The following is a 21368-nucleotide window of genomic DNA, read 5'->3' as shown; positions in this document are numbered from 1 at the left end:
ACCGAGTGATACGACCCGCTGAGAGGAGTCCCTTGACCGCACGGGCGGAAACCCACGAGTTCCAGGCGGAAACGCAGCAGCTTCTGCAGCTGGTGGTGCATTCGATCTACTCCAACAAGGACGTGTTCCTGCGCGAGCTGATCTCGAACGCCGCCGACGCCCTGGACAAGCTGCGATTGGCCTCGTTCGCCAACAAGGACCTGCAGGTCGACACCTCCGACCTGCACGTCGAGATCGCGATCGACCCCGAGCAGCGCACCTTGACGGTGCGGGACAACGGCATCGGCATGTCGCGCGCCGAGGTCGTCGACCTGATCGGCACCATCGCGAAGTCGGGCACGGCCGAACTGCTGGCCAAGGTCCGCGACTCCCAGGACTCCGCGGCGGAGCTCATCGGGCAGTTCGGCGTCGGCTTCTACTCCAGCTTCATGGTCGCCGACCGGGTCGGCCTCACGACCCGGCGCGCCGGCGAGGACGAGGCCACGCGCTGGGAGTCCGACGGCAGCGGCACCTACACCGTCGAGACCGTTCCCGATGCAGCGCAGGGCACCTCGGTGACGCTGTGGCTGAAACCCGAGGAGGCCGACGACAACCTCTTCGACTACACCTCCGAGCACAAGATCCGGGAACTCGTCCGGCGGTACTCCGACTTCATCACCTGGCCGATCCGCATGGAGGTGGAGCGCGCCGACGACGAGGGCGAAACCCGTCGCGAGACCGACACGCTCAACTCGATGAAGGCGCTGTGGGCACGTCCTCGCGACGAGATCTCCGACGAGGAGTACGCGGAGTTCTACCAGCACATCAGCCGGGACCGGCGCGAACCGCTCGAGGTCGTCGCGGTCCAGGCCGAGGGGACCTTCGAGTACAAGGCGCTGCTGTTCATCCCCTCGCACGCACCGGGTGACCTGTTCGCCGAAGACCACCGGCAGGGCGTGCAGCTCTACGTGAAGCGCGTGTTCGTGATGGACGAGTGCGAGGCGCTGGTCCCGCCCTACCTGCGGTTCATCAAGGGCGTCGTCGACGCTCAGGACCTGTCGCTCAACATCTCGCGGGAGATCCTGCAGCAGGACAGGCAGATCAACCTGATGCGCCGCCGACTGACCAAGAAGGTGCTGTCGACGGTGAAGACGATGATGAGCGAGAACCCCGAGCGCTACGCGACGGTGTGGCGGGAGTTCGGCGCGGTCCTCAAGGAAGGGATCCTCAGCGACCCCGACAACCGCGACACCATCGTGGAGATCGCCTCCTTCGCCTCCACGCGCGATCCCGAGAAGCCGACCACGCTGCGCGAGTACGTCGAGCGCATGGGCGAGGGCCAGCGCGACATCTACTACATGACCGGCGCGTCCCGCTCGGTCATCGAGAGCTCGCCGCACATCGAGGCGTTCCGGGCCAAGGGGTACGAGGTGCTGCTGCTGACCGATCCCGTCGACGAGGTGTGGGTCGACGTCGTTCCCGAGTTCGACGGCACGCCGCTGCGGTCGATCGCGAAGGGCGAGCTGGACCTGGACGCCGACGGGGACGAGGATGCCGAGCCCGAGCAGCGCCACGAGGAGTTCGCGGAGCTGCTGTCGTGGATGAGCGACCTGCTGGCCGATCAGGTGAAGGAGGTCCGGCTGTCCTCGCGGCTGACGACCTCGCCGGCGTGCCTGGTCAGCGGTGCGCACGAGATGACGCCCACGATGGAGAAGCTCTACCGCGCGATGGGGCAGGAGCTGCCGTCGACCAAGCGCGTCCTCGAGCTCAACCCCGGACATCCGCTGGTGGAGGGCCTGCGCAAGGCGCGCGGTGATCGCGGGGAGGCCGCGGAGCTCGCCGAGACCGTCGAGCTCCTGCACGGCACGGCGCTGCTCGCGGAGGGTGGCGATCTCACCGATCCCGCCCGCTTCACGCGCCTGCTCGCCGACCACCTGGCCCGGGAGCTGTAGTGGGACCGAACCGCACCTCCGGGTCGGTGGTCCGGAGGTGCGGTTCGGAGATCAGGACGCGGCGCGAAGCCCGGTCCAGCGGGCGCGGGCGACCACGCCGAGCAGGACGCCCAGCACGACCGTCACCGCGGCGATCGGGGGGAAGGTCAGGAGGTTGGTGATGGTGGCGCCGACCATGACCGCGACGAGCCCGAGCGCAGCCGGTGCGGTCAACCTCGGGACGAGCAGCCCGATCGCGCCGGCGATCTCGGCCGCGCCGGTGACGTACCGCAGCCACTGACCGACACCCACGGCGTCGAACGTGGCCACCATCGTGGGGTCACCGAGGAACTTCGGGACCGCGGCGGCGACGAACACCAGCGCCAGCACCACCTGCAGCACCCACAGCAGTGCGTTCCCGACCCGGCTGCGCTTCTCCTCAACCACGCTGACCCACCTCGATCGACTCCGCGACCGCGAGCTCGGTCTCGATCTCGCGGTTGACCTCGACCAGGTGCTCGGTGAGGAAGAAGTGCCCGCCGGAGAACTCCCTGAGCCGGAATTCGCCCTCGGTGTGCTGCTCCCAGGCCTCCGCTTCCTCCCGCGTCGTCTTCGGGTCCTCGTCGCCGGTCAGGACGACGATGGGTGCGCGCACCGTCCGGTCCGGCTCGCAGCGGTAGGTCTCGACGGCGCGGTAGTCGTTGCGGATGGCGGGCATGGCCATCCGCAACAGCTCCTCGTCGCCGAAGACCGCCGTGTCGGTGCCGTTGAGCTTCTTGAGCTCCTCGATGACCCCGTTGTCGTCGCGCTTGTGCACCTCCTCGTCGCGGCGGGTCGCCGGTGCGCGCCTGCCGGAGGCGATCACCGAGCGCGGCGCGCGGGTTCCTCGCTGCTCGAGCCGGTGGGCGGTCTCGAAGGCCAGGACCGCGCCCATGCTGTGCCCGAAGAAGACCGTGGGTTTGTCGCTGAGCGCGGCGATCTCTTTCGCCAGCAGGTCGGCGAGCGTTTCGATGTCCTCGACGCACGGCTCGTGCCGCCGGTCCTGGCGGCCCGGGTACTGCAGCGAGACGACGTCGGTGCCGGGGGAGAACCGCGGCGCCAACGGGTGGAAGAAGCTGGCCGAGCCGCCCGCGTGCGGGAAGCAGACGAGCCGCGTCGTGCTCGTCGCCGATGGCCGGTACCGGCGGATCCACTCCGTGGTCGCATCATCCTTGGTGGTGTTCAACTCGGTGGCCGGTCCTTTCGGTCGCTGCCTTTCCGGCTACGAGTCAACCTCAGGAGCTCCTCGCGAATCCCTAGTCTTCGTCTTCCAGCCACGTCCTTCCGATGTTTGGGGGAAGGAGTGGCACCGGGTAGCGAAACTGCGTTTCTGTGGGGGAGTTTCGACGGTCTTCTGGTGTGGATCACTCGATCTAGTGATCGGTTTTCGCTCGTGTTTTCGAAGGCTTGGGTGCATCATTTAGTACATGAGTTCGAGGACGCCTGTGGGGGCCGCGGTGGCGACGGCCAGGGCCGCGCTCGCCGCGGTCCTGGCGTCCGCACCGCATACCAGTGATGCCGAGTTGACCGAATCTATCGTGGATGCCGAATCTCTTGTGCGTCTTGTTCAGTCGTTTCAGGCGAGTTTGGTGGCGGAGGCGGATCGGCGTGCGTTGGGGCGTGTGCAGGGGGCGCGGGATACCGCAACGTGGTTGCAGGACCGGTTGAAACTCGACCCCGGACAGGCACGAGCCCGGGTGGAAGTCGCCCGGGCCTCCGATGGGCCGAGTCGGAAAGCCTTGTCGGACGGTGTGATCAGTCTGGACCACGCGCGGGTCATCGCCACTTGTCTGCGGAAGCTGCCTGCGTCGGCTGCCGGTGATGTGGCGAAGGTGGAGCGGGTGTTGACCGAGCGGGCACGGTGGTGTCGGCCGGGTGATCTGCGGCGGTTGGCCGATGGGGTGAACGCGACCTACGACCGCGACACCGCAGTCCGGGACGAACAGGCTCAGTATGAGTCTCGGGAGTTGCACTACGTCACCACCGACGATGGCATGGTGATGATCAAGGCCCGGCTGGACAAAGAGACCGGGCAGAAGTTCATCGCCGCTCTCCGGCCGGTGTCGAAACCCTGCCCCGCCACCAATGGCCAGCCCGATCCCCGGACTCCTGCGCAGCGCCACGCTGACGGTCTGGCCACGCTGGTGGATCTGGCGTTGGGATCGGACCGGATGCCGCGTGTGGGTGGGCAGCGGGTGCAGGTTCAGGTCACGGTCGATTACGACGACCTGGTGCGCAGCCTCGATCCGGACGCTGAGGGTGTGGTGCCGGGGGTTTTCGCTGACGGGGTACCGATCACGACCGACAACGTACGTCGCCTGGCCTGCGACGCGGGCATTCTGCCCATCGTGTTGGGTGGTGACGGGGTTGCGGTGGATTACGGGCGGGAGGAACGCACCGCGCCCCCGGCACAACGCGCCGCACTCTTCCGACGAGATGGAGTGTGTGCGTTTCCCGGGTGTGAGCATCCGCCTGGAACCTCACAAGCACACCACATCCGCCACTGGCTCGACGGCGGAACCACCGACCTCACCAACATGGTCATGCTATGCGCCTTCCACCACCGCACCCTCCACCACGACCACTGGAACATCACCATGCAGGAAAGGCGGCCCGTGTTCACCCCACCCGCCCACGTGGACCCGCAACGCACACCACTACCCGGCGGCACCGCGACAACCGCGGTTCACCAACGAATGATCCGGGATTTGGTCCCGAAACCGCGGGAGCCAGAACCCACCCACAACTAGCCAAACCCGGGACCCGGCCACGCCCTGTGGCCGGTCACCCCGGCACGCCCTCAGGGCACTGCTCTTTGACAACTCAAGAGAGAAGCACTGCCCGGGTCGCCACCTGAGGTGCGGGTCATGAGGCGTACATGCGGGAGTAGTGGCCGTTGGCGGCGAGGAGCTGTTGGTGGGTGCCGCGTTCGACGACGCGGCCCGAGTCCATCACCAGGATCATGTCCGCGTGGCGGATGGTGGAGAGGCGGTGGGCGATGACGAAGCTCGTGCGGCCCGCGCGCAGCGAGGCCATCGCTTGCTGGATGAGGACTTCGGTGCGGGAGTCGACCGAGCTGGTCGCCTCGTCCAGGAGCAGGATCGAGGGCTCCGCCAGGAACGCTCTGGCCAGGGTGATGAGTTGGCGTTCGCCTGCGCTCACGGTGGAGGACTCGTCGTCCAGGACCGTGTCGTAACCGTCGGGCAGCGAGCGGACGAAGCGGTCCACGCACATGGCGCGTGCCGCGTTGACGACCTCCTGGCGGGTCGCTCCGGGACGTCCGTAGGCGATGTTGTCGGCGATGGTGCCGGCGAACAGCCACGAGTCCTGCGAGACCAGGCCGATCCGCGAGCGGAGGTCTTCGCGGGTCATGTCGGCGACGTCGACCCCGTCCAGCAGGATGCGGCCGCGGTCGACCTCGTAGAAGCGCAGCAGCAGATTGCCCAGCGTTGACTTGCCCGCGCCGGTCGGGCCGACGATGGCGATGAGCTCGCCCGGCACCGCGCTCAACGACAGGTTCTCGATCAGCGGGGCGTCTGGTGTGTAGCGGAAGGACACCTGCTGGAAGTCGACCCGCCCGCGCACCCTCCTCGGTCGCACGGGCCTCGGCGGGGCGGGCCGCTGCTCGGGTTCGTCGAGGACCTCGAAGACCCGTCGCGCGGAGGCCATGCCGGACTGGAGCTGGGCGGAGAAGTTGGCCATGTCGATGATGGGTTGAGTGAACATGCTGGAGTACTGCATGAACGACTGCACGCTGCCGATCGACATCGAACCGCTGGCGACCAGCAGCGCGCCGACCACGGCCACCATCACGTAGTTCAGGTCGGTGACGAACCGCGTGACCGGGCCGATCAAGCCGGACAGCGTCTGCGAGCGGGACGAGGCGAGGTAGAGCGCTTCGTTGTGCTCGTCGAAGGTGCGCTCGGCCAGTTCGCCGCGACCGAAGGCCACCACGGTCGAATGCCCGGTGTAGGTCTCCTCGACGTAGCCGTTGAGGGAGCCGGTGCGCTGCCACCGCTCGGCGAACCTCGGCCGCGCGCGCCTGCTGATCGTCAGCGCCGCCGCAGCGGCCACCAGCACGCTCACCAGCACCAGGCCCGCGAGCAGCGGCGAGAGCAGCACCATGACCGTCATGACGCCGACCACCGCGAAGATCGAGTTGACCATGTGGCCGAGGGTCTGCTGCAGGGTGCGCTGGAGGTTGTCCACGTCGTTGGTGACCCGGCTCAGCACCTCGCCGCGCGAGGTGCGGTCGAAGTAGCCCAGCGGCAGCCGGGTCAGCTTCGCGCTCACCCGCTCCCTCAGCACGAACATGGTGTGCTGCGCGATGAACGCGACGACGCGTCCCTGCACCAGCATGCACAACCCGCTGGCGAGGTAGAGGACGAGGATGATCACCAGGAGCTGGGCCAGCGCCTGGAAGTTCACGCCTTGCCCGGGGACGATGTCGGCGGTGCTGAGCACGTTCGCCAGGGCTTCATCACCCCTGGCGCGCATCCCGGCGATCACCTCCTCCTTGGACGCTCCCGGCGGCAGGCCGCGGCTGACCACCCCCGCGAAGGCCATGTCCGTCGCGTTGCCGACCAGCTTGGGGCCGGCGAGGTTGAACACCGTCGCCCCGGTGCCCAGCACCAGCACCAGCACCAGGCGGACCCGGTACGGCCGCAGCATGGCGAGCAGACGCAGGATCGTGGACGAGGACGCCTCAGCTGTGCTGGCCATGCAGCACCCCTCGGATGGTTCGGTGGCCGCGGCTCGGGATCTCCTGCGGAATCCCTTGGGAGTAGGCGATTTCCTGGTAGGTCCGGTTGTAGTACAGCAGTTGCGCGTGGGTGCCCGCGCCGACCACGCGGCCCTGGTCGAGGACCACGATCCGGTCGGCGTGCTGCACGGCGCTGAGCCGCTGCGCCACGATGATCATCGTCGCCTCCGGCACGTCGCGGGCCAGCGCGGCCCGCAGCCGAGCTTCGGTCCTGCGGTCCAGCGCCGAGAAGCTGTCGTCGAGCAGGTAGATCTCCGGGCGCAGCACGAGCGCCCGGGCGATCGCGAGCCGTTGTCGCTGCCCGCCGGAGAGGTTCGAACCGCCCTGCGAGACCGGTGCGTCGAGCATCCCGGGAAGCTGCTCGACGAACTCTCCCGCCTGGGCGATGTCCAGGGCGTGCCACAGGTCGTGGTCGTGCGCACCGGGAGCGCCGTAGCGGAGGTTCGAGCCGATGGTGCCGCTGAACAGGTGCGGTTCCTGCGGAACGATGCCGATGACGCGGTGCAGCGAATCGGGGGAGAAGGAGCGGACGTCGATCCCGTTGACGTGAACGCTGCCGCTGGTCGGGTCGAACAGCCGCAGCGCGAGGTTGAGCAGGGTCGTCTTGCCGCTGCCGGTGCTGCCGACGATCGCCACCGTCTGACCCCCCTCGGCGACGAGATCGATGTTGTGCAGGACCGGTTTTGGTGCACCCGGGTACTGGAACCCGGCGGCCTGGATCGTCAGGCGTCCGCGCCGCCGCGCGCCGTGGACCGGGTTCGGGTGCGTCGGGACGCTCGTTCCGACGTCCAGCACCTCCTGGACGCGCCGAACCGAGACGGCGGCACGCGGCAGGTCGGCGAAGACGATGGTGGCCATGATGATCGCGGTGATGATCAGCGTCACGTAGCCCAGCAGGGCCGCGATCGAACCGACCTGGGCCTGACCGGCATCGATGCGACCGGTGGCGAACCAGATGATCGGCAGCGTCGCGGTGTTCATGAGCACCATGACCACCACCGGGACCGTCGCCATCATGCGGCCGACCTTCAGCCCGACGCCGAACAGCTCGGAGTTCGCCCCGCTGAACCGGGCGCGCTCGTGGTCGTCGCGGACGAACGCGCGGACGATGCGGATGCCGGTGATCTGCTCGCGCAGCAGGCGGTTGATGTTCTCGACGGCTCGCTGCATCCGGGCGTAGGTGGGGCTGATCCGCACCAGGATCACCGTCAACCCGGTCACCAGCACCACGACCAGGGCGACGATGATCAGCGACAGCGAGACGTCCTGCAGCAGCGCCATCACCACGCCGCCGACGCAGGTGATCACGGCGGCGACGGCGATGTCGAGGAGCGTGACGACCAGCGCCTGCACCTGCTGGACGTCGTTGACGGTGCGAGTGATCAGCGACGGCGCGCCGAACCGCCCGACTTCGCGGGCCGAAACCCCCATGACGCGGCGGAAGACCCGGGAGCGCAGGTCCCGCCCGAGCGCGGCCGACACGCGCGCGCCGACGGCCGCCGCCGCGCCCGCGGCCAGGATCTGCACCAGCGCCACCACCACCATGACGGTGCCGATGTAGCGGATGTAGTTCAGGTCGCCGCGCACGATGCCCCGGTCGACCACGAGCGAGAAGAAGGCCGGCTGCAGCAGCGTGGCCATCGTCTTCGCGATCTGCAGAACCAGCAGCAGCGCGAGCGCCCGCCGGTACGGCCGCAGATGGGTGTCCAAGAAGGCGATCAGCAAGCGGCACTCTCCGGTGGCGGTCAGTGGGCCGTCCGCCAGTCGACCTCAGCGCGAGCTCGGTAATCCCTAGACTTCGCGTCCCTCTCGTGCCCCGCCCGGAGCGACCGCAGGAACCGACGACACGAAGAACTAGGGGTTTCTGAGCTGCTGTTGCACAACACTTCCCGGCGGGTCGTTCCTCCTGCGTGATCGCGTCCAGGCCGGTGGGCCGTCGGAACGGGCGTCGTCGAGATGGGTTTGGTGGAGATGGACAACGAGCAGAAGCTCCGGGATTACCTGCGGCGGGCCAGTTCGGACCTCCAGCGGACCCGGCGGCGGTTGCGCGATGTGGAGGCCGCTGCGCAGGAACCCATCGCCGTCGTCGGCATCGGCTGCCGCTACCCCGGAGGAATCACCGGCCCGGAAGAGCTGTGGCGGATGGTCGCCGCCGGCGAGCACGGCGTCGGGGAGTTCCCGGACGACCGCGGCTGGGACCCGGAGATGCTGGCGATGTCGGCCACCGACCGAGGTGGATTCCTCAGCGGCGCCGGGGACTTCGATGCCGACTTCTTCGGCATCTCGCCCCGCGAAGCGCTCGGCATGAACCCGCAGCAGCGCGTGGTGCTGGAGGTGACCTGGGAGGCGCTGGAACGCTCCGGGATCGACCCGCACTCCATCAAGGGCACCGAGACCGCCGTGTTCGTCGGTGCGATGAACCAGGACTACCAGCTCGCACCCGGCGAGGGCGGCGAGGGAACGGCCCTGCTGGGCAGCTCGCAGAGCGTCATCTCCGGCCGGATCGCCTACACCCTCGGGCTCGTCGGCCCGGCGGTCACGCTGGACACGGCGTGCTCGTCGTCGCTCGCGGCCATGCACATGGCCACGCACGCGTTGCGCAACGGCGAGTGCTCCATGGCCCTCGCAGGCGGCGTCACCGTCATGTCGAACCCCGCGACCTTCATCGAGTTCAGCCGCCAGGGCGGTTTGTCGTCGGACGGTCGCTGCCGCTCGTTCGCCGACAGCGCGGACGGGACCGGCTGGGCCGAGGGCGCCGGTGTGCTGGTGCTGGAACGGTTGTCCGACGCGCAGCGCAACGGCCACGACGTCCTCGCCGTGCTGCGCGGATCCGCGGTGAACCAGGACGGCGCCTCCAACGGTCTCACCGCGCCCAACGGGCCCTCGCAGCAGCGCGTCATCCAGCAGGCGCTGGTCAACGCGCGACTGACCGCCGACCAGATCGACGCCGTGGACGCGCACGGCACCGGAACCACCCTCGGCGACCCCGTCGAGGCCCAGGCGTTGCTGGCCACCTACGGCCGCAACCGCGACGAGCACCGGCCGCTGCTGCTCGGCTCCGTGAAGTCCAACATCAGTCACACGCAGGCCGCCGCCGGTGTTGCGGGCGTGATCAAGATGATCATGGCGATGCGCAACGGGGTGGTGCCCCGGACCCTTCTGGTCGACGAGCCGTCCTCGCACGTCGACTGGTCCGCCGGTGCTGTGCGGCTGGTCACCGAGAACACGCCGTGGCCGGAGACCGGTGAACCGCGCCGCGCCGCGGTGTCCTCGTTCGGCCTCAGCGGGACGAATGCGCACACGATCATCGAACAGGCGCCGGTCGTCGATCCCGAACCCGAGCAGGACCCGATCCCGGTGTCGACGGTGCCGGTGCTGGTGTCCGGGCGCACCCGCGCGGCGCTGCAGGAGCAGGCCGCACGTCTGTCCGCAGTGGAGGGTTCTCCGCTCGATGTCGCCTATTCTCTCGCGACCACGAGGTCGAGCTTCGAGCAGCGGGCCGTCGTGCTCGCCGACGACGTCACCTCCTTGCGGACCGCCCTCGAGGGGCTCGCGCGCGGCGAAGCGGGACCGCGCGTCGTGCAGGCCGTCGCGCAGGGGCGGGGGAAGCTGGCGCACCTGTTCACCGGTCAGGGCGCGCAGCGCCCGGGCATGGGACGTGAGCTCCACGCGCGGTTCCCCGCCTTCGCCGAAGCGCTGGACGAGGTGCTCGACCACCTCGACCCCGCGGTCCGGGACGTGATGTGGGGCGAGGACGGCGATGCGCTGGCGCGCACGGAATTCGCCCAGCCCGCGCTGTTCGCGATCGAGGTCGCGCTGCACCGGCTCTTCGAATCGTGCGGAATCACAACGGATTTCGTCGCCGGGCACTCGATCGGCGAGATCAGCGCCGCGCACGTCGCTGGAGTCTTCTCGCTCGAGGACGCCGCCAAGCTGGTCACCGCGCGCGGCCGCCTCATCCAGGCGTTGCCGCCGGGAGGGGCGATGCTGGCCGTCGCCGCGGCGGAAGCCGACGTGCTGCCGCACCTCACCGACGAGACCTCGATCGCCGCCATCAACAGCCCGAACTCGCTCGTGGTCTCGGGCACCGAGGACGCGATCGACGCCATCGAGACCGCTTTCACCGCCGAGGGACGCAAGACCAGCCGGTTGCACGTCTCGCACGCCTTCCACTCCCCGCTGGTGGAACCCGCGCTCGAAGGCTTCCGCGCGGTCCTGGACGAGATCTCGCTGGAGGCGCCGCAGATCCCGCTGGTGTCGACGGTGACCGGTGAGCAGGTGCGGTTGGAGCAGGTCACCTCCGTCGACTACTGGGTCGACCAGGTGCGCCGGACCGTGCGCTTCGCCGACGGCGTGCGGTGGATGCACGAGCACGGGGTCTCCACGTTCCTCGAACTCGGCCCGGACGGCGTGCTCTCGGCGATGGCGCAGGAATGCGTGGACACCGTCGCCGTGCCCGCGCTGCGGTCCGGTCGGCCGGAGGTCGACACCCTCACCGCCGCGCTGGCGGGCGTGCACGTGCGCGGCGTCCCGGTGAGCTGGGCCGAGTGCTTCGCCGGCACGGGTGCCCGCCGCGTCGACCTGCCCACCTACGCCTTCCAGCGAAAGCGCTTCTGGCCCAAGGGCGGTGCGTTCGGCTTCAACGATCCGAGGGCCGCAGGGCTCGGCAGCGCGCAGCACCCGCTGCTGTCGGCCGCCGTGTCGCTCGCCGACTCCGACGGTGTCCTGCTCACCGGGAGGCTGGCGCGGCAGTCGCACCCGTGGCTGGTGGACCACGCGGTCAACGGTGCGGTGCTGCTGCCGGGAACCGCGTTCGTGGAACTCGCGATCCGCGCCGGCGACGAGGTCGGATGCGATCGCGTCGACGAGCTCACCCTCACCGCGCCGCTGGTGCTGCCCGAGCGCGGCGGCGTGCAGGTGCAGCTGTGGATCGGCAAGCCCGACGCCACGGGCCGGCGGTCGGTGACGATCTATTCGCGGCCGGAGACCGAGGACGAGCAGCCGTGGACCCAGCACGCCGGCGGCACGCTGGCGGTGGGCGAGACCGCGGCATCGTTCGACGCCGGTACCTGGCCGCCCGCCGGTGCGGAGCCGCTGGACGTCGAGGGCTGCTACGAGCGCTTCGCGGAGCGGGGTTTCGAGTACGGCCCGGCGTTCCGCGGACTGCGCGCCGCCTGGCGCGGTGCCGACGGCGCGGTGTTCGCCGAGGTCGAGCTGCCCGAGGACGTCGAGACGTCCGAGTTCGGTCTGCACCCGGCGCTGCTGGACTCCGCGCTGCACGCCGCGCAGCTCGCCGGGCTGGGCGAGGCGGGCGTGCCGTTCTCGTGGGAAGGCGTGTCGCTGCACGCCACCGGCGCCTCCGCGCTGCGGGTGCGCCTGGCGCTGGCCGACGACGGAGCCTTGACGGTCGTAGCGGCCGATGGGGCGGGAGCGCCGCTGATCTCGGTGGACTCACTCGTCCTGCGGCCTGCTGCCGGAACCGCGCCCGTCACCGCGTCCGGTGTGGACCGCGACTCGTTGTTCCGCATCGATCACGTCCGGGTCGCGGCCACCGGTGAGAGTCCGGCTTTCGGGGTGCTCGGCGAGGACGTGCTCGGCCTGGGCGGGGTCGCTCCCGAGGACGCCGAGGTCCTGGTCGTGCCGGTCGCGGGCGGCGATGACGTCGTCGCCTCGGCGCACGCTTCGGCCGAGCGCTCGTTGGAGCTGCTCCAGGAGCACCGGGCCGAGAAGGTCGTGTTCGTCACGAGGGCCGGAGAGCTCGCCTCCTCGGCCACGTGGGGGCTGGTGCGCTCCGCGCAGTCGGAGCACCCCGGCAGCTTCGGCCTGGTGGAGATCGATTCCACCGAGGCCTCTCGCGCGGCCCTGCCGCAGGCGCTGGGCTCCGACGAACCGCAGCTGCTGCTGCACGACGGTGAGCTGCGGGCCCCGCGCCTCGTCCGCGCGGCACCGGCACCGGAGCCCGCGGCCTGGGACGGCACGGTCCTGATCACCGGTGGCACCGGCGGCCTGGGCGCGCTCGTCGCACGGCACCTGGTCACCGAGCACGGGGTGCGGGACCTCCTGCTGGTGAGCCGCCGCGGTAACGCAGGCGAGCTGCCCGCCGAGCTCACCGATCTGGGCGCGCGGGTGCAGGTCGCCGCCTGCGACGTCGCCGACCGGGAAGCGCTGGCGGAACTGCTCGCCCAGCACGAGGTGGGTGCGGTCGTGCACGCCGCCGGTGTGCTCGACGACGGTGTGATCGACGCGCTCACCCCCGAGCGCCTGCACACCGTGCTGCGACCGAAGGTCGACGCCGCGTGGAACCTGCACGAGCTGACCGGAGATCTCTCCGCGTTCGTCCTCTTCTCCTCGGCCGCCGGTGCTTTCGGCAACGCAGGGCAGGCCAACTACGCCTCCGGCAACGTCTTCCTCGACGCCCTGGCCCGGCACCGGCACGCCGAGGGCCTGCCCGCGGTGTCGCTGGCCTGGGGCGCGTGGGAGCAGGAAGGCATGCTCTCGCCCGTCGAAGCCGAACGCATGGCCCGCGTGGGCATGCCGCCGCTGCCGGTCGCCGAAGGCCTCCGGCTCTTCGACTCCGCGATCGCCGCTGACGAGCCCGTCGTCGTGCCGGCCAAGCTGGACCTGGCCACCATGCGCACCCGCGGTGAGGTCCCCGCGCTGCTGCGCGGTCTCATCCGCACCCGCACGCGTCGGCAGGCCGCCGGGTCGCAGACCGCCGACACCCTGGTCCAGCGCCTGGCCGCGCTGTCCGAGGAAGATCGTCAGGACGCCGTGCTGGAGCTGGTGCGCGGCCGGATCGCGGCGGTGCTCGGCCACGCCGGTGGTGCGGAGATCGAACCGGAACGCCAGTTCCAGGACCTCGGTTTCGACTCGCTGACCGCCGTGGAGCTGCGCAACCAGCTCACCGCCGTCACCGGACTGCGGCTCCCGGCGACGATGGTGTTCGACTACCCGACTCCGGCGGCTCTCGCCGGCCACCTGCTCGGTGAGCTCCTCGGCGAGCAGGTCCAGGCGCAGGTGGTCCCCGGCGCGCGCACGCCCGACGAGGACGACCCGATCGTGCTGGTGGGGATGGGCTGCCGCTACCCGGGCGGGGTCGACTCGCCGGACGCGCTGTGGCGGCTGATCGACGAGGGCGGCGACGCGGTGTCGGGGCTGCCGACCAACCGGGGTTGGGACCTCGAACGGCTCTACCACCCGGACCCCGACCACCCGGGCACTTCCTACGCGCGCTTCGGCGGATTCCTGCACGACGCGGGGGAGTTCGACGCCGGGTTCTTCGGGATGTCCCCGCGCGAGGCGCTGGCGACCGACGCGCAGCAACGGCTGCTGCTGGAGGTCGTCTGGGAAGCCGTCGAGCACGCCGGGATTGACCCCCGTTCGCTGCGCGGAAGTCCGACCGGCATGTTCGCCGGTGTCATGTACAGCGACTACGGTGCCGGGCTCGGCGGAGGCGATTTCGAGGGCTTCCAGGGCAGCGGCACTTCGCCGAGCGTGGTCTCCGGCCGTGTCTCCTACACCCTGGGTCTGGAAGGCCCCGCGGTCACGGTCGACACCGCCTGCTCGTCGTCACTGGTGGCCATGCACTGGGCGATGCAGGCGCTGCGCGCCGGGGAGTGCTCGCTGGCGCTCGCCGGTGGCGTGACGGTGATGTCGACGCCCACCGCGCTCATCGAGTTCTCCCGGCAGCGCGGGCTGTCCCCGGACGGGCGCTGCAAGGCGTTCTCGGACACCGCCGACGGCGTCGGCTGGTCGGAGGGCGTCGGCGTGGTCGTGCTGGAGCGGTTGTCCGACGCGCGCCGCAACGGTCACCGGGTGCTCGGCGTGGTGCGCGGTTCGGCGGTGAACCAGGACGGCGCGTCCAACGGTCTGATGGCGCCCAACGGTCCCGCGCAGCAGCGCGTGATCCGCTCCGCGCTCGCGAGCGCCAACCTCGGTCCGTCCGATGTGGACGTCGTCGAGGCGCACGGTACCGGGACCTCGCTCGGTGACCCGATCGAGGCGCAGGCGCTGCTGGCGACCTACGGCCAGGACCGCGACGAGGCGCTGCTGCTCGGCTCGGTGAAGTCGAACATGGGTCACACGCAGGCCGCCGCGGGTGTTGCCGGGGTCATCAAGGTCGTGCAGGCGATGCGGCACGGCGTGCTGCCCAAGACGCTGCACGTCACCGAGCCGTCCTCGCGCGTGGACTGGTCCGAGGGCGCCGTGGAGGTGCTCGCCGAGAGCACCGCATGGCCGCAGCACGATCGACCGCGGCGTGCCGGGATCTCGTCGTTCGGCATCAGCGGTACCAACGCCCACCTGATCATCGAGCAGCCGCCGAAGGAACGCGTTCCGGACTCCGGGCCGGAGGAGCCGGGCGCGGTGCCGGTGCTGCTGTCGGCCCGGACGCGGCACGCGGTGCGCGCGCAGGCCGCGCGGCTGCGGTCTCACCTCGACGCGAACCCGCAGGCCCGACTGACCGACCTGGCCCACTCGCTGGCCACCTCGCGGACCGCCTTCGAGCAGCGGGCGGCGATCGTCGCGGAGGACCGCGACTCGCTGCTGCGGTCGCTGGACGCGCTGGCCGCCGACCGCCCTGATCCCGCCGTGATCACCGGCGATGCCGAGACCGGTCGGCTCGCGTTCCTGTTCTCGGGTCAGGGTGCGCAGCGCCTCGGCATGGGTCGCGCGCTCCACGCGCAGCACCCGGTGTTCGCCGAAGCGCTGGAGGAAGTGCTGGCGCATCTCGATCCCGCGGTGCGCGAGCTGATGTGGGGTGACGACCAGGAGCTGCTGAACCAGACCGGGATCGCCCAGCCCGCGCTGTTCGCGGTCGAGGTGGCGCTGTTCCGGCTGGTGCGCTCGTGGAACGTCAAGCCTTCGGCGCTGGCCGGGCATTCGGTCGGTGAGATCGCGGCGGCTCATGTGGCGGGTGTGCTGTCGCTGGAGGACGCCTGCACCTTGGTGTCGGCGCGGGCGTCGCTGATGCAGGCGTTGCCTGAAGGCGGCGCGATGGTGGCGGTGCAGGCTTCCGAGGCCGAGGTGTTTCCGCTGCTGTCCGGCGGTGTGTCGATCGCGGCTGTCAACGGGCCCGAGTCCGTGGTGCTGTCGGGTGTCGAGAGCGAGGTGCTGGAGCTCGCCCAGCGCTGGAAGTCGCAGCGGCTCAAGGTGTCCCACGCGTTCCACTCGCCGTTGATGGACCCGATGCTGGAGGACTTCCGGGCGGTCGTGGAGGGGTTGACCTTCCGCGAACCGGAGATCCCCGTCGTCTCCTCGGGTGACGTGACCTCGCCGGAGCACTGGGTGCGGCACGTCCGGGACGCCGTGCGGTTCGACGACGGCGTGGTCGCGCTGCGCGACTCGGGAGTCACGACGTTCCTGGAGATCGGCCCCGGCGGCGCCCTGTCCGCCCTGGTCGACGAGTGCGTCCCGCTGCTGCGCGAGGACCGCGACGAACCGGCGGCCCTGGTCACCGCGCTCGCCCGGCTGCACGTCCACGGCGTGCGCGTGGACTGGTCCGCGCACTTCGCCGGCGCGCGCAGGGTCGACCTGCCCACCTACGCGTTCCAGCACGAGCACTACTGGCCGGTGGCCACCGGCGCGCCCGTCGCCGACGGGCAGGTGGACCCGGCGGACACGCGGCTGTGGGCGGCGATCGAGCGCGGGGACGCGGCCGAGCTGGCGTCGATGCTGGGGCTGGACCTCGAGGACCGCTCGCAGCTGGACTCCCTGATCCCCGCGCTGTCGTCGTGGCGCAAGGGCAACCAGGACAAGACGCGACTCGACGCCTGGCGCTACCGGGTGCTGTGGGCGCCGTTGCGCGCCACGGGAACTCCGGTGCTGGAGGGCACCTGGCTGCTGCTGACCTCCACCGGTGCCGGCGACGAGCTCGTGGAACCGGTGAGGGCAGCGCTGAGCGCAGCAGGCGCGGAGGTGTCGGTGGTACCGCTGGACGAGGCGTGCCTCGACGCGGTGGTGCTGGCCGAGCGGCTTCCCGACTGCACCGGCGCCGTGTCGCTGGTCGCGCTCGACGAGCGGCCGAGCGCCGAACACCCCGCGCTGTCGGTGGGTCTCGGGCTCACCCTGGCGCTCACTCGAACACTGGAAGCTCCACTGTGGACGGCGACGCGCGGTGCGGTGAGCACCGGTACCGCCGACGAGATCACCTCCCTCGCCCAGGCCGCGGTCTGGGGATTCGGCCGTGTCGCCGCGCTGGAAGACCCCCAGCGCTGGGCCGGCCTGCTCGACCTGCCGGAGGTGCTGGACGAGCGAGCGGCGCAGCGGTTCGTGGCGGTGGTCGCCGGTATCGGTCGCGACCGCGCCGAGGACCAGGTCGCGGTGCGCTCCACCGGCCTGCTCGGCAGGCGGCTCGTGCGCCGCACCGTGGACGCCCTGCCGCACTCCCACACCGGTCGCGGGACCGTCCTGATCACCGGCGGAACCGGGGCGCTCGGCGCCGAAACCGCCCGCTGGCTCGCGCGGTGCGGGGTCGAGCGGCTCGTGCTCACCAGCCGCCGGGGCGCCGAGGCGCCGGGTGCGGCCGAGCTGATCGACCAGCTGCGGGAGCTCGGGCCGCGCGTGGAGGTCGTCGCCTGCGACGTCGCCGACCGCGACGCCGTCGCCGCGCTGCTCGACCGGATCCCGGACCTGACCGGCGTGGTGCACGCCGCAGGCGTCGGTCAGTCGGCGCCGCTGGCGCAGACCTCGCACGCCGAGTTCGTCGACGTGCTGTCGGCGAAGGTGCTCGGCGCGATCACCCTGGACGAGCTGCTCGCCGACCGCGAGCTCGACCTGTTCGCGCTGTTCGGATCCATCGCCGGTGTGTGGGGCAGCGGTGGTCAGAGCGCCTACGCGGCGGGGAACGCGCTGCTGGACGCCCTCGCCGAGCAGCGCCGGGCGCGGGGCCTGACCGCGACCTCGGTGGCCTGGGGTCCCTGGGCCGAGTCCGGCATGGCGACGCACGAGGCCGTGGCCGAGGACCTGTCCCGCCGCGGTCTGACGCCCCTGCCGCCGCAACTGGCGATCGCCGAGCTCAACCGCGCGGTCGTGCAGGGCGATGCGAACGTCACGATCGCCGACGTGGACTGGGAGAACTTCCACCCCGTCTTCACCTCCTCACGTCCCAGCCCGCTGTTGGCCGACCTGCCGGAAGTGCGCGCGCTCGCCGAGACCTCCGCAACCCCTGCCGAGGATTCCGACTTCGCCCGACGGCTGCGCGACCTGTCCGCGGCGGACCAGGAGCGCCGCGTCCTGGAGCTGGTGCGCGCCGAGGCGGCCGCGACCCTCGGGCACCGCTCCGCCGAGGAAGTGGGGGAGAAGCGAGCGTTCCGCGACATCGGGTTCGACTCGCTGACCGCCGTGGAGCTGCGCAAGAAGCTCTCGGCCGCCACCGGCCTCACCCTCCCGGCCACCCTGGTCTTCGACCACCCGACCCCGAAGGTGCTGGCCGAGCACCTGGTGGGCGAGTTGCTCGGCGCGTCCGAGGGCGCCGTCGCGCGGCGCCCTCAGGCCGGCGGAGCCTCCGACGAGCCGATCGCGATCATCGGGATGAGCTGCCGCTTCCCCGGTGGCGTCACGACCCCGGAGGAGTTCTGGGAGCTCATCCGGACCGGCACCGACGCCATCACCGAGTTCCCGAGCGACCGGGGATTCGACGTCTCCGCGCTGCACGACCCGGACCGCGACCGGCCCGGCACCACCTACACGACCGCAGGCGGCTACCTCGACGACGCTGCCGAGTTCGACCCGGCGTTCTTCGGGATCTCGCCCCGCGAGGCCCTGGGCATGGACCCGCAGCAGCGCTTGCTGCTCGAATCGACGTGGGAGGCCATCGAGCGGGCCGGCATCGACCCGGCCGCGCTGCGCGGCACCAGCACCGGCGCGTTCATCGGCTCCAGCTACATCGAGTACGGCGGAGGGGACGCCGGTTCCGAGGGCTACCAGGTCACCGGCAGCAGTCCGAGCGTGCTGTCCGGACGCGTGTCGTACCTGTTCGGGCTGGAAGGCCCTGCGGTCACCGTCGACACCGCCTGCTCCTCGTCGCTGGTCGCGCTGCACCTGGCCTGCCAATCGCTGCGCAGCGGCGAGAGCCAGTACGCGCTGGCCGGCGGCGTCACCGTCATGCCCAACCCCAAGCCGCTGATCGCCTTCAGCCAGCAGCGCGCGCTGGCGGCGGACGGCCGCTGCAAGGCCTTCGCCGACTCGGCCGACGGGATGATCCTCTCCGAGGGCATCGGCGTGCTGATGGTCGAACGGCTCTCCGACGCCGAGCGCCACGGGCACCCGGTGCTCGCGGTGGTGCGGGGTTCGGCGATCAACCAGGACGGCGCCTCCAACGGCCTGTCCGCGCCGAACGGGCCGTCGCAGCGGCGGGTCATCACGCAGGCGCTGGCCAACGCAGGCCTCGAACCGTCCGATGTGGACGCTCTCGACGCGCACGGCACCGGGACCGCGCTGGGCGACCCGATCGAAGCGCAGGCGCTGCTGGCGACCTACGGACAGCACCGCGACGCCGACCGCCCGCTGCTGGTCGGCTCGGTGAAGTCCAACATCGGGCACACCCAGTCCGCGGCCGGTGTGGCCGGCGTGATCAAGATGGTGATGGCGCTGCGGCACGGCGCCCTGCCCGAAACGCTGCACTGCGACACGCCGTCCACGCACGTGGACTGGAGCGCAGGTCACCTGTCGCTGTTGCAGGAGGAGCAGAGCTGGCCGGAGACCGGACGGGCCCGCCGTGGCGCGGTGTCGTCGTTCGGCATCAGCGGTACCAACGCGCACATCATCCTGGAAGGCGCCGCGAGCGAGCAGCCCCTCGCCGCCCGCGCTGAGCACGAGGGGCCCGTCCCGTGGCCGGTCACGGCCCGCTCGGCGCAGGCGCTCGACGCCCAGGTCGAGCGGGTCCGCGAGGTCGACGCCGAGCCGGTCGACGTCGGCTTCTCGCTGACGACGCGCTCGCAGCTGGAACACCGGGCGGTGCTGCTCGACGGCGTCGAGGCCGTGCGCGGCGTCGCCGACGTGGACGGCAAGGTCGCCTTCGTCTTCCCCGGCCAGGGCGCGCAGTGGGTCGGCATGGGAGCGCAGCTGCTCGACGAGTCGCCGGCCTTCGCCGACCGCTTCGCCGAGTGCGCGGTCGCGCTCGCGCCGTTCACCGACTTCTCGCTCGTCGAGGTGGTCCGCGGTGGGCTGCCGCTGGATCGCGTGGACGTCGTGCAGCCGGTCACCTGGGCGGTCATGGTGTCGCTGGCCGAGGTGTGGCGCGCCCACGGAGTCGAACCCGACGTCGTGCTCGGCCACTCCCAGGGCGAGATCGCCGCCGCCTGCGTGTCCGGAGCGCTGTCGCTGCAGGACGCCGCCAGGGTCGTGGCGTTGCGCAGCAAGGCGATCGCGGGCGCGCTCGCCGGGCGCGGCAGCATCGCCTCCGTCGCCCTGGCCGCCGACGAGGTCGAGCCGCGGCTCGCCGACTGGGACGGGGGGCTCTCGCTGGCCGCCACCAACGGCCCGCGCTCGGTGGCCGTGTCGGGCGACCTGGACGCGCTCGACGAGTTCTGCGCGGCGCTGATCGAGGAGGGCGTGCGGGTCCGCCGCATCGAGGTCGACTACGCCTCGCACTCCCGGCACGTCGAAGACCTGCACGACGAGCTGCTGCGCGAGCTGGCCCCGATCCGGCCGCAGCGGCCCGAGGTCCCGTTCCTGTCCACCGTCACCGGTGAGCGCATCGACGGTCCGGACACCGACGCCGAGTACTGGTACCAGAACCTCCGCCGGACCGTGCGCTTCACCGAGGCCGTCGATGCGCTGCTGACCTCGGGCCACCAGGCGTTCATCGAGGTCAGCGCACACCCGGTGCTCACGCCGGGCGTGCAGGACGCGATCGACGACGCCGATGCCCGCGCACTGGCCTGCGGGACTCTCCGCCGCGACGACGGCGGCACCGGCCGCGTGCTCCACTCGCTCGCCGAGGCCTACGTCCGCGGCATCGGAGTGGACTGGTCCGCCCGGTTCACCGACGCCCGGCGCGTGGACCTGCCGACCTACCCGTTCCAGCGGGAGCGGTTCTGGATCGAGCCCGCGATCCCGGGTCAGGCCGAGGCCGACCCGGCCGACGCGGAGTTCTGGACCGCCGTGGAGCAGTCCGACCTCGCGGCGCTCACCACCAGCCTGCACGTCGACGAGGACTCCCTGGCGGCCGTGCTGCCCGCGCTGAACTCCTGGCGCGAACGCCGCCGCGAGGAGTCCACAACGGACTCCTGGCGCTATCGCGTCGTGTGGAAGCCGTTGCGCGGCCAGCAGGACGCCCACCTCACCGGCACCTGGCTGCTGGTCACCGCCGAGAGCAACCCCGGTGAGGACGTGGCGGCGGCCCTGGCCGGTCACGGCGCCGACGTGCGGCGGGTGGTCCTCGACGAGACCTGCTCGGACCGCGCCGTTCTCGCGCAGCGGCTCGGTGACGTCCTCGACGAATCAGGCAGCCCGTCCGATTTCACCGGCGTGGTGTCGCTGCTGCCCGCAGCCGAAACAGCCACCGAGGACAGCGCGGAGCTGCCGATGGGCCTCGTGCTCACCGTCGCGCTCGTCCAGGCGCTCGGCGACGCGGGAATCGACGCTCCGCTGTGGAACGTCACGCGCAACGCCGTGTCCACCGGCCGGTCAGACGCCGTCGAGCACCCGACGCAGGC

7 protein-coding genes (1 of these 7 only partly in view) are annotated in these 21368 nt (G+C 71.0%); 3 read left to right on the top strand and 4 right to left on the bottom strand.

The window, feature by feature from the left end; translation table 11 throughout:
- The first annotated feature begins 32 nt into the window (after nucleotides 1-32).
- Entirely contained in the window at nucleotides 33-1931 is a 1899-nt protein-coding gene (gene htpG / locus FHU35_RS19595) for a molecular chaperone HtpG (protein ID WP_145741852.1), read from the top strand.
- A gap of 51 nt (nucleotides 1932-1982) precedes the next feature.
- On the opposite strand, the gene FHU35_RS19590 is transcribed toward htpG, so the two are convergent.
- Both FHU35_RS19590 and FHU35_RS19585 read right to left on the bottom strand, forming a co-directional pair.
- Nucleotides 1983-2357 carry a DoxX family protein gene (locus tag FHU35_RS19590; RefSeq protein ID WP_145741850.1) on the bottom strand — a complete coding sequence of 125 codons (375 nt, stop codon included), beginning with the start codon at nucleotides 2355-2357 and terminating at the stop codon, nucleotides 1983-1985.
- Nucleotides 2350-3135, bottom strand: a complete 786-nt coding sequence (locus tag FHU35_RS19585; protein WP_145741848.1) for a thioesterase II family protein — start codon at nucleotides 3133-3135, stop codon at nucleotides 2350-2352. The genes FHU35_RS19590 and FHU35_RS19585 overlap by 8 nt, the downstream gene beginning before the upstream one ends.
- A 241-nt stretch (nucleotides 3136-3376) precedes the next feature.
- On the opposite strand from FHU35_RS19585, the gene FHU35_RS19580 reads away from it, so the two are divergent.
- The gene (locus tag FHU35_RS19580; RefSeq protein ID WP_145741845.1) at nucleotides 3377-4699 is read left to right on the top strand and encodes an HNH endonuclease signature motif containing protein; all 1323 of its coding nucleotides are present in this window, start codon (nucleotides 3377-3379) and stop codon (nucleotides 4697-4699) included.
- A gap of 115 nt (nucleotides 4700-4814) precedes the next feature.
- On the opposite strand, the gene FHU35_RS19575 is transcribed toward FHU35_RS19580, so the two are convergent.
- Both FHU35_RS19575 and FHU35_RS19570 read right to left on the bottom strand, forming a co-directional pair.
- Nucleotides 4815-6671, bottom strand: coding sequence for an ABC transporter ATP-binding protein (locus FHU35_RS19575; RefSeq protein ID WP_145741843.1), 1857 nt, complete (start codon nucleotides 6669-6671; stop codon nucleotides 4815-4817).
- Nucleotides 6655-8436, bottom strand: a complete 1782-nt coding sequence (locus FHU35_RS19570; RefSeq protein ID WP_145741841.1) for an ABC transporter ATP-binding protein — start codon at nucleotides 8434-8436, stop codon at nucleotides 6655-6657. The genes FHU35_RS19575 and FHU35_RS19570 overlap by 17 nt, the downstream gene beginning before the upstream one ends.
- A 231-nt stretch (nucleotides 8437-8667) precedes the next feature.
- On the opposite strand from FHU35_RS19570, the gene FHU35_RS19565 reads away from it, so the two are divergent.
- Nucleotides 8668-21368, top strand: partial view of a type I polyketide synthase gene (locus tag FHU35_RS19565; protein WP_246110424.1) — the 5' end (the start) only. Its footprint extends 14368 nt past the window's final position; the window shows 12701 of its 27069 coding nt (coding positions 1-12701); it begins with the start codon at nucleotides 8668-8670; its stop codon lies beyond the right edge, outside the window.

Origin of the sequence: Saccharopolyspora dendranthemae (assembly GCF_007829955.1) — a bacterium.
Classification (GTDB): domain Bacteria; phylum Actinomycetota; class Actinomycetes; order Mycobacteriales; family Pseudonocardiaceae; genus Saccharopolyspora; species Saccharopolyspora dendranthemae.
The sequence above is the reverse complement of the archived record's forward strand: the minus strand, read 5'-3'. Positions and strand labels throughout refer to the sequence as shown.